The sequence below is a fragment of the Nonomuraea rosea genome, assembly GCF_039539705.1.
Taxonomy (GTDB): domain Bacteria; phylum Actinomycetota; class Actinomycetes; order Streptosporangiales; family Streptosporangiaceae; genus Nonomuraea; species Nonomuraea rosea.
The window spans coordinates 136116-149514 of sequence record NZ_BAABDQ010000020.1 but is presented as its reverse complement, the minus strand read 5'-3'; the positions used below and the strand labels follow the sequence as shown (position 1 = coordinate 149514).

The 13399-nt window shown below is 71.3% G+C and carries 12 protein-coding genes; 5 read left to right on the top strand and 7 right to left on the bottom strand.

Features of this window, described 5'->3' with window-relative positions:
• Nucleotides 1-3: 3 nt before the first annotated feature.
• A complete protein-coding gene (locus ABEA43_RS37415) occupies nucleotides 4-1362 on the bottom strand; it encodes an MFS transporter (protein WP_345569467.1) in 1359 nt (452 codons plus the stop codon).
• Nucleotides 1363-1519: 157 nt separating this feature from the next.
• Here ABEA43_RS37415 and ABEA43_RS37410 point away from each other — a divergent pair, with 157 nt between their 5' ends.
• Nucleotides 1520-3019, top strand: coding sequence for a cobyric acid synthase (locus ABEA43_RS37410; protein WP_345569465.1), 1500 nt, complete (start codon nucleotides 1520-1522; stop codon nucleotides 3017-3019).
• 46 nt (nucleotides 3020-3065) lie between these two features.
• On the opposite strand, the gene ABEA43_RS37405 is transcribed toward ABEA43_RS37410, so the two are convergent.
• Together ABEA43_RS37405 and ABEA43_RS37400 are read right to left on the bottom strand one after the other, a co-directional pair.
• Nucleotides 3066-4076: a 1-acyl-sn-glycerol-3-phosphate acyltransferase gene (locus ABEA43_RS37405; RefSeq protein ID WP_345569463.1), complete on the bottom strand. Its 1011-nt coding sequence runs from the start codon at nucleotides 4074-4076 to the stop codon at nucleotides 3066-3068.
• A gap of 25 nt (nucleotides 4077-4101) precedes the next feature.
• Complete coding sequence (locus ABEA43_RS37400; protein WP_345569461.1) at nucleotides 4102-4920, bottom strand: patatin-like phospholipase family protein; 819 nt, start codon at nucleotides 4918-4920, stop codon at nucleotides 4102-4104.
• 95 nt (nucleotides 4921-5015) lie between these two features.
• Here ABEA43_RS37400 and ABEA43_RS37395 point away from each other — a divergent pair, with 95 nt between their 5' ends.
• Genes ABEA43_RS37395 through ABEA43_RS37385 form a run of 3 tightly spaced genes read left to right on the top strand, consistent with a single transcriptional unit; the run spans nucleotide 5016 to nucleotide 7748 of the window.
• Nucleotides 5016-5927, top strand: coding sequence for an ABC transporter ATP-binding protein (locus ABEA43_RS37395; protein WP_345569459.1), 912 nt, complete (start codon nucleotides 5016-5018; stop codon nucleotides 5925-5927).
• Nucleotides 5905-6696 carry an ABC transporter permease subunit gene (locus ABEA43_RS37390; protein WP_345569457.1) on the top strand — a complete coding sequence of 264 codons (792 nt, stop codon included), beginning with the start codon at nucleotides 5905-5907 and terminating at the stop codon, nucleotides 6694-6696. Before ABEA43_RS37395 ends, ABEA43_RS37390 begins: the two co-directional genes overlap by 23 nt.
• Nucleotides 6696-7748: a PucR family transcriptional regulator gene (locus ABEA43_RS37385; RefSeq protein ID WP_345569455.1), complete on the top strand. Its 1053-nt coding sequence runs from the start codon at nucleotides 6696-6698 to the stop codon at nucleotides 7746-7748. Before ABEA43_RS37390 ends, ABEA43_RS37385 begins: the two co-directional genes overlap by 1 nt.
• Before the next feature lie 61 nt (nucleotides 7749-7809).
• On the opposite strand, the gene ABEA43_RS37380 is transcribed toward ABEA43_RS37385, so the two are convergent.
• From ABEA43_RS37380 to abc-f, 4 genes are all read right to left on the bottom strand, one after another.
• Nucleotides 7810-8430, bottom strand: coding sequence for a LysE family translocator (locus ABEA43_RS37380; RefSeq protein ID WP_345569453.1), 621 nt, complete (start codon nucleotides 8428-8430; stop codon nucleotides 7810-7812).
• Nucleotides 8431-8435: 5 nt separating this feature from the next.
• A complete protein-coding gene (locus ABEA43_RS37375; RefSeq protein WP_345569451.1) occupies nucleotides 8436-9383 on the bottom strand; it encodes a quinone oxidoreductase family protein in 948 nt (315 codons plus the stop codon).
• A 543-nt stretch (nucleotides 9384-9926) separates the two neighbouring features.
• The gene (locus tag ABEA43_RS37370) at nucleotides 9927-10817 is read right to left on the bottom strand and encodes a Vgb family protein (RefSeq protein ID WP_345569449.1); all 891 of its coding nucleotides are present in this window, start codon (nucleotides 10815-10817) and stop codon (nucleotides 9927-9929) included.
• 2 nt (nucleotides 10818-10819) lie between these two features.
• On the bottom strand, nucleotides 10820-12664 hold the full coding sequence (abc-f, locus tag ABEA43_RS37365; protein ID WP_345569613.1) for a ribosomal protection-like ABC-F family protein: 1845 nt from the start codon (nucleotides 12662-12664) through the stop codon (nucleotides 10820-10822).
• A 115-nt stretch (nucleotides 12665-12779) separates the two neighbouring features.
• Between abc-f and ABEA43_RS37360 the strand changes: the two genes are divergently transcribed.
• The gene (locus ABEA43_RS37360) at nucleotides 12780-13328 is read left to right on the top strand and encodes a TetR/AcrR family transcriptional regulator (protein WP_345569447.1); all 549 of its coding nucleotides are present in this window, start codon (nucleotides 12780-12782) and stop codon (nucleotides 13326-13328) included.
• Nucleotides 13329-13399: the final 71 nt, after the last annotated feature.

Sequence of the window (13399 nt, the reverse complement as noted above, 5' to 3'; positions counted from 1 at the left end):
AGCTTAGGCGTCAGTCCTGGCGGCTTCCAGGACCTTGCGCGCGTCGCGTTCGAACGAGGCCCGCGCCCCCAGCGTGACCAGGCCGCCGATGACCATGGGGATGACCAGGACGTACATGCCGGACAGCAGCGACCCCAGCTGGTCCGAGGCGATGCCGACGATGAGCGAGCCGAAGGCCCCGCCGGCCGTGATGAGCAGTTGCAGGACGGCGAAGCCGAGGCCGCGGGCGGCGGCCGGGACCACGTCGGCCAGGCAGGCCGTCATGTTGGGGATCGCGATCGACATCAGCGAGCAGGCCACCAGGACCAGGACGGCGAGCCCGGCGATCGAGTCCATGGCGAGCGCCGCGGCCAGGACGAGCGAGCCGGCCGTGATGCCGCCACCGCCCGCCAGCAGGCGGCCGCCCTTGCGGGTGCCGTGCCACTTCCTGCCCAGCCACGAGCCGACGAGAGTGCCGGTCAGCGTGCCGGCGATGGTGATGAGGCCGCTGAGCGAGCCGGCCGCGCCCACGCCGACCCCGAAGCCGCGCACCATGAGCGTGGGCAGCCAGAAGAAGATGCCGGCCAGGCCGAGGGTGAGGAAGGACAGCCCGACGCAGACGAAGAGGAGCGTGGGGATGGACATCACCTGGCGGAACTGCCACCAGAAGGGCGCCTTCGGCTCGGCGGCCTTGGGAACGGCGGCCTCCCTGGGGCCCGCGTCCGGATCGGCGTTCGGATCGGCATCGGCGTCGGCGACCAGCCGGTCCAGCTCGCCGCGGCGCGGCTCGCGCAGGAACCAGACGAGCACGGCCGTGAGCAGGCCGGGGATCACCATGATCAGGAACGCCGTACGCCACGAGAACACGTCGGCCAGCACGCCGCCGAGCAGCGTTCCGACGCCGCCGAGGTAGGTGGTGACGCGGGTGAGCCCGTACGCCTTGGCGCGGCTGACCGGCGGGTAGTAGTCGGCGAGGAGGCTGCCCGCGGCGGGGTTGTCGATGTTCTCGGCGGCGGCCAGGAACACCCGCATCAGGTAGAACATCATGAAGCCCGTCGCCAGGCCGGAGCCCAGTGTGGCGACCGCCCAGAAGAAGACGACGACGGCGATGATCCTGGTCCGGCTGAACCGGTCGGCCAGGAAACCGGCGGGCAGGGCCACGACCGCGGCGGCCAGGGCGGCGGCCGTGGGGATCGAGCCGGCCGCGGTGTCGCTGAAGCCCCATTCCTTCTGTATGTCCGGGAGCACCCCCGAGAGGAGGTTGTACTCGATCCGATCCACGAGTCCGACGATGAAGAGGACGACCAGCGGCGCCCAGCCGAATGGCGCGCGGGCCCGCGCGTCGATGGCGCCGGTGCGCGGCGAACCCAACGTCCCGACCATGCCCACCCTTTCAGTAGGGAAATCTAGAATCTCGTTCTAGGGCAACGTTCTAGCCAGAGTGGCAGAAGTCACAGCATTCGTAAATGGTGGATTTCAGCGAGATTTCGCCTTATAGGGCTTACGTAGGGGTCTCGCGGTGCTCCGGTACGGTGATCGCATGGGAGACGCGCAGGTCACAGGGGCGCTGCTGGTCGCGGGCACCACGTCCGACGCGGGCAAGAGCGTGGTCACCGCCGGGATCTGCCGCTGGCTGGCCCGTCAGGGCGTCCGCGTCGCGCCGTTCAAGGCCCAGAACATGTCACTCAACTCGTACGTCACCGCGGACGGCGCCGAGATCGGCCGCGCGCAGGCCATGCAGGCGCAGGCCGCCTGCCTCGAGCCCGTCGCCGACATGAACCCGATCCTCCTCAAGCCGGGCAGCGACCGCCGCAGCCAGGTCGTCCTCATGGGCAAGCCGGTGGCGGACGTGGACGCGATGGAGTACGGCGCGCTGAAGGACCTCCTGCGCACCGCCGCGCTGGAGGCGCTGGGCCGGCTGCGGAAGCAGTACGACGTGGTCGTCTGCGAGGGGGCCGGCAGCCCCGCCGAGATCAACCTGCGCCGCGGCGACATCGCCAACATGGGCTTGGCCAGGGCCGCGAACCTCCCCGTGATCGTGGTCGGCGACATCGACAGGGGAGGGGTGTTCGCCGCCTTCTACGGCACGGTGGGTCTGCTGGACGCCGCGGATCAGTCCCACATCTCCGGATTTGTCGTGAACAAGTTTCGTGGCGCGAAAGAGCTGCTGGAGCCCGGTCTCGACATGCTCAGGCGGCTGACCGGCCGCGCGGTCTACGGCGTGCTGCCCTGGCTCGACGGGCTCTGGCTGGACGTGGAGGACTCCCTGGACCTGGACGGCCGCCGGGTCATCGCGGGCCGGCCGCACGGCAGGCAGACCCTGCGGGTGGCGGTCGTCCGGCTGCCGCGCGTCTCGAACTTCACCGACCTGGACGCGCTGGCCGCCGAGCCGGGCGTGGTGGTGCGGTTCGTGACCGATCCGGTCGAGCTGGACGACGCCGATCTCGTGGTGCTGCCGGGCTCGCGGGCCACGGTCGCCGATCTGGCCTGGCTGCGTGAGACCGGGCTGGCGGCGGCGATCTCGGAGCGGAGCGGGCCCGTGCTCGGGATCTGCGGCGGGTTCCAGATGCTCGGACGGGAGATCGTCGACACGGTCGAGTCGGGCGCCGGGCGCGTCGACGGGCTGGGGCGGCTGCCGGTGCGGGTGGAGTTCGCCCAGGACAAGCGGCTCGGCCGGCCGGAGGGCATGGCGTACGGGCACCGGGTGGCCGCGTACGAGATCCACCACGGGCGGGCGACGGTGGAAGGGGGCGAGCCTTTCCTCGACGGGTGCCGGGCCGGGAACGTGTGGGGCACCACCTGGCACGGCGCTCTGGAGAACGACGGCTTCCGCCGCGCCTTCCTGGCCGACGTGGCCGAGCGGGCCGGGCGGGACTTCACGCCGGCTCCGGACACGGACTTCGCCCGGCTCAGGGAGGAGCGGCTCGACGCGCTCGGCGACCTGGTCGAGCGGCACCTGGACACGGACGCGCTGCTCCACCTGATCCAGCACGGCCCGCCCGAGGTCCCGCTCCTCCCGCCGGGCGCCCCAGCCGCCTGACCCCTCGAACACAAGAGCGCCCAGACCGGGCGCGGTTAAGCGCTGATCAGCCGGTTTTGGCCAGTTGCTGGGCGGCGATCCAGGCGTCGATGCGCTCCCAGTGGTCGTACAGCCAGCGGATCCGATCCTCGCGCTCCAGGGGCACCTCGGCAGCCGGTACCCGCCACCACTTCGCGGTGATCTGAGCGCTGAAGGGAAGCTTGCGCCAGACGTCCCCCAACGTGATGAGATCGTCGAGCCCGGTGTGCGCGACGAAGACGACGTCCGCCGACGGGCACGCCTCGATGGCCGTGATCGCGCCGTTCGGACGCGGCGGCAGCAGGTGGTCCATGCCCCGCGCCCGCTCCGCCTCCTCGGCCAGCCCCTTCTCCTCCAGCCGCCTGATCGCCAGCCGGCGGCGGCGCGGGGTGAAGTTCCCGCCCTCAGGAAAGATCACGAGCGCGTCCTCGTCGCTCATGGTGGCGGCGAGCCGGTGGATCTCCTCGATGATCCCCTTCTGTCCGGCCTTGCGGGGCACGAACGCGTTCGGCAGCCGGTTGATCACCACGTCCAGGGACGGGTCGAACTGGAGGGCGGCCTTCATGACGATGCGGGGCCGCCGCCGGTAGAGCTCCAGAAGATGAAATATCAGGAGAAAAGAGTCACCCGGTCCCGCGTGCCGGGCCAGCACGATGACCGGCCGGGTCAGCCGGGCGGCCTGCTCGTCATGGGTGAGCTCCGGCTCCTGGATCTCCAGGGTCAGCCGGAAGATCCGCACCGCGGCCGCGTACACCTTGGCCAGGAACCACTTGATCAGCGAATAGTGCCGCTCCTGGCGGCGCGCCCCGCCCGCCACCCACAACCACAGGCACGCGATCAGCACGGCCGACTCCAGCGTCAGCCACGCCACCCCGAACCAGACGAACCTCAGGCCCCTGCGCTGCGGCGGCGGCAGGCGCAGCGAGGCCGCGGCGGTGACGATCAGCCACAACGGCAGCGTCACCAGCATGAACAAGGTCACCACGATGACCAGCGGAGCCAGCACGAGCCGGCGAAGGATGCGAGGGGGGAGCAACATGGGCCTCCCTGAACGGTCTCACCTTTCATCCTCCTCCCGTCCGCAGGTAGCGGGAAGACGCTTCGTACGCCCGATCGATGTACGCGGAGATCTGCGAGAGGTCGCGATAGCGCAGCGGCGACAGCGGCTCGGTGACCCCGGCGGGCAGCACGTGCACCTCCACGCCCGGCGGCAGCGTGGCCAGGTCCTCGGCGAAGCGGTGCCGGCGCGCGATCTCGAACGCCACCATGCCCACCTCCCAGAACCGCCGCGGCGGCGACAGCGGCCGTTCGATCCGCCCGACGTGCAGGACGTAGACGCGCTTGGCCCCGAGCTGCACGGCCCGCCCGATCGGGATGCTGTGCACGAGGCCGCCGTCGTAGAAGTGCTCGCCGCCGATCTGCACGGGCGGCAGCAGGCCGGGCACCGCGCACGAGGCCAGCACCGCGTCGACCAGTGGCCCTCCGGTGAACCAGTGCGCCGCCGCCCGCTCCACCGAGGCCGCCACGCACTGGAACGGGACTTCCAGCTCCTCGATCCGCGAAACCCGCACGGTCGCGCTCAGCAGCTCACGAAGCGGGCCGATCGGGTGCAGATGGGTGCCGGACCTGGCCAGCGTGGACAATCGGGTGACCCAGTTGCCGGCGAACGCCGTACGTACGACATCGGAGCGCCACAAAGACGTCAGCCGAGTCACCGCCTTGGCGGGGGCGGCGGCGATCAGCGCGCCGTTCAGGGCCCCGATGGACGTGCCCACCACGAGGTCGGGGCTGATCCCGGCCTCGTCGAGCGCCTGCAGCATGCCCACCTCGTGCGCGCCGAGCACGCCGCCGCCACCGAGCACGAACGCGGTCTCCACATCCACCACCCTCTCCTTGCCGCGTCCCGGAAGCAAAACCCTCGGCAGCCTGCCGAACCCGTCCAGTGACGGAGCACCCCGGCGAACGGGACGATGCCGCCATGACAGCAGTGGTGCAGACCGAAGGGCTGACCAAGTATTACGGCGGGCGCCGGGGCCTGGAGGATCTCACGCTCGAGATCCAGCCGGGGGAGATCTTCGGCTATCTCGGGCCGAACGGCGCCGGCAAGACCACCACGCTCAGATTGCTGCTCGACGTGATCAGGCCCACCCGTGGCACAGTACGCGTGCTCGGGGCCGATCCGCGCGAGCCCTCCATCCGGGCGAGGATCGGCTACCTGCCGGGCGAGCTGGCGCTCGAAGGCCGCGAGCGGGCCGCGGACTACCTGCGCTTCCTCGGCCGCGTGCGCGGCGGCGTGCCGGAATCCCGCATCCATGAGCTGGCCGAGCGGTTCGACGCCGATCTGTCGGTGCAGATGCGCAAGCTCTCCAAGGGCAACAGGCAGAAGGTGGGGCTGATCCAGGCGTTCATGCACGAGCCGGAGTTCCTGATCCTGGACGAGCCGACGGGCGGGCTCGATCCGCTGGTGCAGCACGAGTTCCTGGCCCTGGTCAGGGAGGTGCGCAAGTCCGGTCGTACCGTGCTGATGTCCTCGCATGTGCTCGCCGAGGTGGAGAGCGTCTCAGACCGGGTCGGCATCGTACGTTCCGGCCGCCTGGTGGCGGTGGAGGACGTGGCGGCGCTGCGCGAGAAGGCGGTGCGCCGGGTCGAGCTGCACTTCGACGCGCCGGTGCCGCGGGCGGCCTTCGAGAACCTCCCCGGCGTACGCGACCTGCGGGTGGAGGGCGCCAGCGTGCGGTGCACGATCGACGGGCGGCCGGACGCGCTGGTCAAGGCGGCGGCCCGCTTCACCGTGGTGCACATGGTCAGCGCGGAGCCGGACCTGGAGGAGATCTTCCTGACCTACTACAGCGACGAGGAGCCGCACCATGATCACCAAGAGTCTGCGTGACAACCGGCGGGCGCTGATCCTCTGGTGCGTCGGCATCTGCCTGTTCATGAGCGTCTACCTGGGCACGTACGCCAGCGTCAAGCTCTCGCCCGAGACCTACGGGCGGGCCGCCATGGGCAAGTTCCCCGGCCCCCTGAAGGACCTCATGGGCGGTTTCGAGGACTTCGTCACCGGCACCGGCTACCTGCAGACGGTCGTCTACCAGCTCTTCGTCCCCATGCTGTTCATCGTGTGCGCGACGCTGCTCGCCAACCGGGCCATCGCGCAGCCGGAGGAGGCGGGCACGCTGGAGCTGGTCGTCACGCTGCCGGTGGACCGGCGGCGGCTGGTGCTGGAGAGGTTCGCGGCGCTGGCGGTGTCGATGCTCCTGGTGGCAGGCGTGACCCTGGCCGTCGCGTGGGCGGTCAGTGAGGCGGTCGAGATGGGGGTGCCGTTCGACCGGATGCTGGCCGCGCACACGGGAGTGCTGCTGCTCGGGCTGCTGTTCGGCACGATGGCGCTGGCCGTCGGCGCGGCCACCGGGCGGCGGATGGTCGCCTCGGCCGTGGTCGGGGTGTGGGTGGTGGCCGGCTACATGGTCGTCACGATCGGCCGCAACGTCGACGTCATCGCGTGGCTCAAGTGGCTCTCGCCGTTCCACTACTACGCCGAGGGCAGGCCGCTCTATGAGGGGCTGCCGGTGGGGGACTACCTTGTCCTGGCGGGGGCGACGGCCGTGCTCGCGCTCACCGCGGTGCTCGCGTTCGACAGGCGTGACGTGGGAGTGTGATGGCGATCTCCGAGGTGCCCGCCGACCTGCTCGGCGGGCATCGCAAGGTGCTGGCCGAGTCCGCCGCGACCGGGCGCTTACCGGATCGCGAAGCCCTCGACGCCTACCGCGCCGCCGGCACGCGGGCCGCCGAGCTGGGGATCCCGCTGCGGGTCCTCGTGGACGGCGCGCTGGCCGCCGGCGAAGGGCTGCCGGGGGTGCTGCCCGCGCTGCGCAGGGCGGTGTCGGCGCTGATGGAGGGGTACGAGCAGGCGCAGCTCGCGGCCCTGCGCAACGAGGAGGCGGCGCGCAGGGAGTTCGTGGACGACCTGCTCCAGGGACGGGCCGAGCGGCTGGCCGAGCGGGCGGAGCACTTCGGGCTGCGGCTGGCCGAGTCGTACGTGGTGGCCGTGGCCAGGGGCCTGGGCGAGGGGCACCAGGAGCGGATCGAGCGGGACCTGATCACCAGGTTCGGCTCGCACAACGTGCTCGTGGCCGTACGCGACGGGCTGCTGGTGTGCGTGGCGCCCGCGACGCTGCCGGCCGCGGTGGGGGAGTTCACCCATCACGTACGCACCCGCTTCCCGGCCGGGTGGCGGGTCGGCGTGGGACGGGCGCATCGGGGGCCCGGCGGCGTGGTGACGTCGTACCGGGAGGCGGCTCAGGCGCTGGAGCTGGCCGATGGCCTGAAGCTCAAGATCGACGTGGTCAAGGCGGCCGACCTGCTCGTCTTCCCTGTGCTGTTGCGCGACAGGGGCGCCATCGAGGATCTGGTGACGAGCGTGCTGAGCCCCTTGCTGGGGGCGCGGGGCGGGCATGAGCCGTTGCTGGAGACCCTGGAGGCCATCTTCGCCTCGCACGGCAACCAGACGGCCGCGGCCCGGCGGCTGGGGCTCAGCCCGCGGGCGGTCACGTACCGGCTGGAACGCATCCGCCGTCTGACCGGCTTCTCGCCGGACGACCCGACGCAGCGTTTCACCTTGGAGACGGCCGTACTCGGCGCCCGCCTGCTGGGCTGGCCCACCGGCTTCCAGGGCGGGACCCAGCCGTTCGAGAACGGCACCGGGACGTAAGCCGTTCAAGACCATCAGAGCCCAGAGACCGCAACCGTCGCCCAGGCATGAACCGGGGGGCTCAATCGTCGATCAACGCCAGCCGGACGCCGAAACCGATGATCACCACGCCGGTCAGACGGTCGAGGAAACGCCGCACGGCAGGCGTACGCAGAAAACCGCTCATCAACGACGCGAACCCGATCAGCACGACACTCCACACCAGCCCCTCGGCCACGTGCACCCCGGCCAGCAGCAGCCCCATGACCGCGTGCGGGGCCTCGGCCGGGATGAACTGGGGCAGCATCGCCACGTAGAACGCCCCGACCTTGGGGTTGAGCAGGTTCGTGACCAGCCCGCGGGTGAACCCCTTCCCGAACCCCACCGCCTCCTGCTCGGGAAGACCTTCCGGCCCGTCCTTGACCAGGAGCATGCGCAACCCCATCCACACCAGGTACGCCGCGCCGGCCCAGCGCAGGACGTCGTAGGCCGGCTGCGAGGCCGCCAGGAGCGCCGACAGCCCCGCCGCGGTCAGCACGCCCCAGACGAGTGTGCCGAGCTGGATGCCCAGCGTCACACCCCAGGCGGGGCGCCGGCCTGCCAGCAGCGACGTACGCAGGATGAGAGCCGTGTCGAGGCCGGGGGTGAGCGTGAGGAGCGCCACCACGGCGGCGAACGACCAGATCGATCCTGCGATGTCCATACCGGTCAGGGTATGAGGATGAGCTTCCCTGTTGTCCGGCGGCCCGCGAGATCCTCGTGCGCCTGGCGAACCTCGGCCAGCGGGTAGCGGTGCGAGACGTTGACGGCGAGCTTGCCCGACGCGATCCAGCCGAACAGGTCGGAGGCGCGCTGGAGCAGCTCAGCGCGTTCGGCGATGTAATGGACGAGCGTGGGCCTGGTGAGGAAGAGGGAGCCTTGCTTGTTCAGCGTCTGGGGATCGACCGGGGGGACGGGGCCGCTGGCGGCGCCGTAAAGAGCCATGAGGCCGCGCGGGCGCAGCGCCTGAAGGCCGCCGTCGAACGTGGCCGCCCCGACGCCGTCGTACACCACGTCGATCTTGCCGCTCAGGGCCTCGGCGAAGTCCTCGTACCGCAGGACCTCGTCGGCCCCCGCCTCCCTCGCCAGCTTCTCCTTCTCGCTGGTGGAGACGGTGGTGTACACCTTGGCGCCCTTGAGCTTGGCGAGCTGGACCAGCAGCTGCCCCATGCCGCCGGCTCCGGCGTGCACGAGCACCTGGTCGCCCGGGCGTACCTCGTGGGTGGAGTGGGTGAGGTAATGGGCGGTCAGCCCCTGCAGCATCGCCGCGGCGGCCACCTCGGCCGGAACGCCGTCCGGCACGGGTACGGCCCGGCCGGCGGGCACGACGGCCTTCTCGGCGTAGCTCCCGAGCACGCTGGCCCAGGCCACGGTGTCGCCCACGGCGACGCCGTCCACGCCGGGGCCGAGCGCGGAGACGGTCCCCGCGCCCTCGGACCCGATGGTGATGGGCAGATTGAGCGGGTACGCGCCGGAGCGGTGGTAGATGTCGATGAAGTTCACACCGCTGGCGGCGACGTCGACCACGATCTCCCCGTCACCGGGGACGGGGTCGGGACGCTCGACATATTCGAGTACCTCGGGGCCGCCCTGGGCGGAAATGGTGATGGCATGCATGCCCCTAGTCAACTCCGCCCCCGCCCGCACCCGCCACCCACCCCCAGCACACCCCACTGACCAGCCCGCCTTCGCTCTCGGACCTACCACAGCACTCCGCCCTGACCCCAACTGCCCGCAAACCCCGGGACACGGGGGCGGGGGCTGGCCTGCACACCTGGAGGCGGGGACGCGTCGGGACGCCTTCGCGCCTGCACGCGGAGACACCGGGGCGCGGAGATGCGAGACGGGGTGGAGCGCCAGCCCGCACCCCGGGACGCCACAGGTCGGGACGCCTGCACGCCGGATGCCCGTGCGCCTGCACGCGGGGACACCGGGACGCACGTCCGAACGCACGCCCGCCCGCCCGCACGCCGGGACGCCGAACGCCGGGACGCCTGTACGCGGGGACACCGGGACACACGCCGGGACGCACGCCGGGACGCCGGGACGTCGCGCGCTGGGACGCCCGTACGCGCAGCCAGGCGCCCAGAGCCCCCTTGGCGGTGGCAGGCGCTTCCTTGCCCCCGTGAGGATGGTGGTTGCCGGTGGGGCTCGGCGGGGTCAGGGGAATCGGGCCAGGGCGCCGGCCTCCAGGGCCACCCAGATGGCCCCGTCCGGACCCACCGTCAGCCCGTGCGGCTCGCCCTTGCGCGCCGCACCCTCACCTTCCGCGCCACCCTCGCTTGCCTCGGCCTGCTCGAACTCAGGGAGCGGGTGTTCGTCGATGGTGCCGTCGACGGTGATGCGGCCGAGCCGGTTGGCGCCCCACTCCGTGAACCAGAGGGCGTCGTCAGGGCCCCGGACGATGGCGTGCGGACGGGCGGTCCGGTCGGGGAGCGGGTATTCGGTGATCTTGCCGGATGCGTCGATCCGCCCGATCTGGCCCGCGCCGATCTCGACGAACCAGAGCGCCTCGTCCGGCCCGAGCGTGATCCCCACCGGCGCGGCCCCCTCCGTGGGGAGGGGATGAATGCTCACCTCGCCCGACAGCGTGATGCGCCCGATGGCGTTGCCCTGGTTGAGGGTGAACCAGAGCGCCTCGTCGGGACCCGTGGTGATGAAGGACGGCATGCCACCCTCCACCGGCACGTCGAACGACGTCAGCGCCCCGTCGGGCCCGATGCGGCCGATCTTCCCGGTCTCCAGCTGGGTGAACCACATAGCGCCGTCAGGGCCCGCGACCAGCCCGTATGGTGAGCTCGTCACATGGGCCGTCACCTGCCCGTCGGCGGTGATGCGGCAGACCCGCCCGCCCTTGTACTCGGTGAACCACATCGCCCCGTCAGGCCCCGGCACGATCACGGTCGGCAACCCGTCGGCCGGGTCGAGCTGATGGATCACCGGATCCTGACCGGGCACCAGCCTGCCGATACGCCCCTGATGAACGAGCGTGAACCAAAGTGCCCCATCGGGCCCGGTCGCGATGCCGTACGGCCCGCCTGCGTCGATCATGGTCAGCATATGCGCCCCCCTGCGAGCTGGATCTCGTTTCCTTCGAAGCGCCGGGTGAGCGCACGATCGTGCGACACCACGACGAGTGCGCCACGGTAGTCGGCGAGTGCCTGCTCCAGCTCCTCGGCCAGAACCGGCGACAGGTGGTTGGTCGGCTCGTCGAGCAGCAGCAGGTCGTATTCGCCCGCGAGCAGCCTGGCCAGCGCCAGCCGGCGTCGTTGCCCCACCGACAGCGCGCCCACCTTCTGGTCGAGCGTATGCGCCTTGAACAGGCCGGTGCTCAGCAGGGCCGCCCTGCGCTCGTCCGGGTAGCCGTGTCCGTAGGCGGCCGGCACCGTCAGATCCGGGTCGAACGCGTCCTCCTGCGGCAAGTGGCCGACCCGTCCGCGAGCGTGCTCGGCGATGGTCCGCAGCAACGTGGACTTGCCCGCGCCGTTGGCGCCACGGACCAGCAGCCGGTCGCCGCTCCCGATCGTCAGCGAGCCGACGTGCAGCCGGTCGCCGACCTGGACGTCGCGCAGCTCGACGAGCGTGCGCGAGCCCGCTGACCGGCTGCCGAACGCGCCGTGGAAGCGGAGCGGATCCGGCGGCCTCGGCACCGGGTCGTCCTCCAGCCTGCGCAGCCGCTCGTACGCGTTGCGGACCCGGCTGGCCACCGAGCTCTGCACCCGCCCGGCATTCCGGTCATAGGCCATCTTGTTGTTGTCGCGCATCATCCGCCCGGGAGCCACCCGGTGGGCGGTCGTTGCCGCGTGCTCCCGCAGCTGCCGCAGCTCCTCCTGCCAGGCGGCGTAGGACTGCTCCCAGCGCGCCCTGGCCGCCGCCTTGGCGGCGAGGAAACCCGTGTAGCCGCCGCCGAAGCGCGTGATGGAGCCCTCCTCCACTTCGAGCACCGCCGTGGCGATCCGGTCCAGGAAGATGCGGTCGTGGGACACGACGACCACCGCGCCCCTGTGCTCGCGCAGCCGGTCTTCCAGCCAGGTCAGCGCCGACTCGTCCAGGTGGTTGGTCGGCTCGTCGAGCAGCAGCACGCGGGGTGCGGCGGCCAGCACGCAGGCCAGGCCGAGCCGGGCGCGCTCGCCGCCCGACAGGCTCGACAGCACCCGCTCGCGGCCCACGTGGGCCAGCCCGAGGCCGTGGAACGCCTTGTCCACCCGCGCGTCCGCCTCGTAACCGCCTCGCAGCTCGTACGCCGTGAGCAGCTCGCCGTATTCGTCCATGACCTCGTCGGTGAGTGCGGACTCAAGCTCCCGCATCCTCGCCTCCATGGCCCGCAGATCGCTGAGCGCAGCGTCGATCGCCTCCTGGACCGTGTGGCCGAGCAGGGGGAGGGGGCGGCCGGACGGTTCTCCGTGGGTGTCCGGGAGGTTGGACGCCCGTTCGTCCGGGAGGTTGGACGTCCGATCGTCCGAGAGGTTGGACGTCCGATCGTGCGGGAGGTTGGACGCCCGTTCGTCCGGGAGGTCGGACGTCCGATCGTGCGGCAGGCCGGATGGCTGCTCGTGGGACAGGGCGGACGTGTGCTCGTGCGGCACGTGCGGCGACTGTCTGTGCGGCAGGCTGGGTGACTGCTCGTGCGGCGGCTGTCCGTGCGGTTGGGCGGGTGCCGGTGGGTACGGCAGGTTGAGGGTCTGCTCCAGCGTTTGGCCGAGGTAGCCCGTGTCCTCCGGCAGCGTGATCTCGCCGTCGTCGGGCTGCTCGACCCCGGCCAGCAGCCGCAGCAGAGTGGACTTGCCCGAGCCGTTCTCGCCGACGATGCCCACGCGCTCGCCCGCCCCCACGGACATGCTCGCGCCGGTGAGGACCGCCCGCACGCCGTAGGACTTGGAAACCTTTTTGAGGCTGATCAGGATGGAACTCCAATCGCAACTGTTGTAGCTTTAGTGTGCCATGCGGGCAAGGTTAACGCAACTGGAGTAGTTTTTGGAAACGAACAAGCGTCCAGGCGGGCGGAGCGCCCGGGTGCGTGACGCCGTACGGCAGGCCACGCTCGGTGAGCTGGCCGAGCACGGCTTCCGGGGGCTGACGGTCGAGAACGTGGCCGAGCGGTCAGGCGTGCACAAGACGACGGTCTACCGGCGCTGGGGCAATGTGGCGGGGCTGATCTCCGACGCGCTTGAGCTGGCCACGGACGAGCCGTGGCCGATCCCCGACACCGGCTCGATCGAGGGTGACCTGCGGGGCATCGTCCAGTTGGTGCGCAGCGGGTTCGATGATCCGGAGCTGGGGCCGGTGTCGGCGGCGTTCGTGGCGGCCGCCGTACAGGACGCGGATGCGGCTCGGGCGCTGCACGACTTCTTCATGGCCCGCCACGAGCAGTCGGCCGAGGTGGTGCGGCGGGCGATCGCCCGGGGTGAGCTGCCCGACGTGGTCGATGTGCGGGAGGTGATCAGGGTCGCGGTCGCCCCGGTCTACTACCGGTTGTTCGTCGCGCACGAGCCGGTGACCGAGCGGGACGCCGACCGGGCCGCCGACGCGGCACTCGCCGCAGCCCGAGCCGGCGTCCTGTAGGCCGCGGTCCTGTGAGGCGGGGTCCCACAAGCCGGGGTCCCACAAGCCGGGGTCCCACAGGGCGGGAGCCG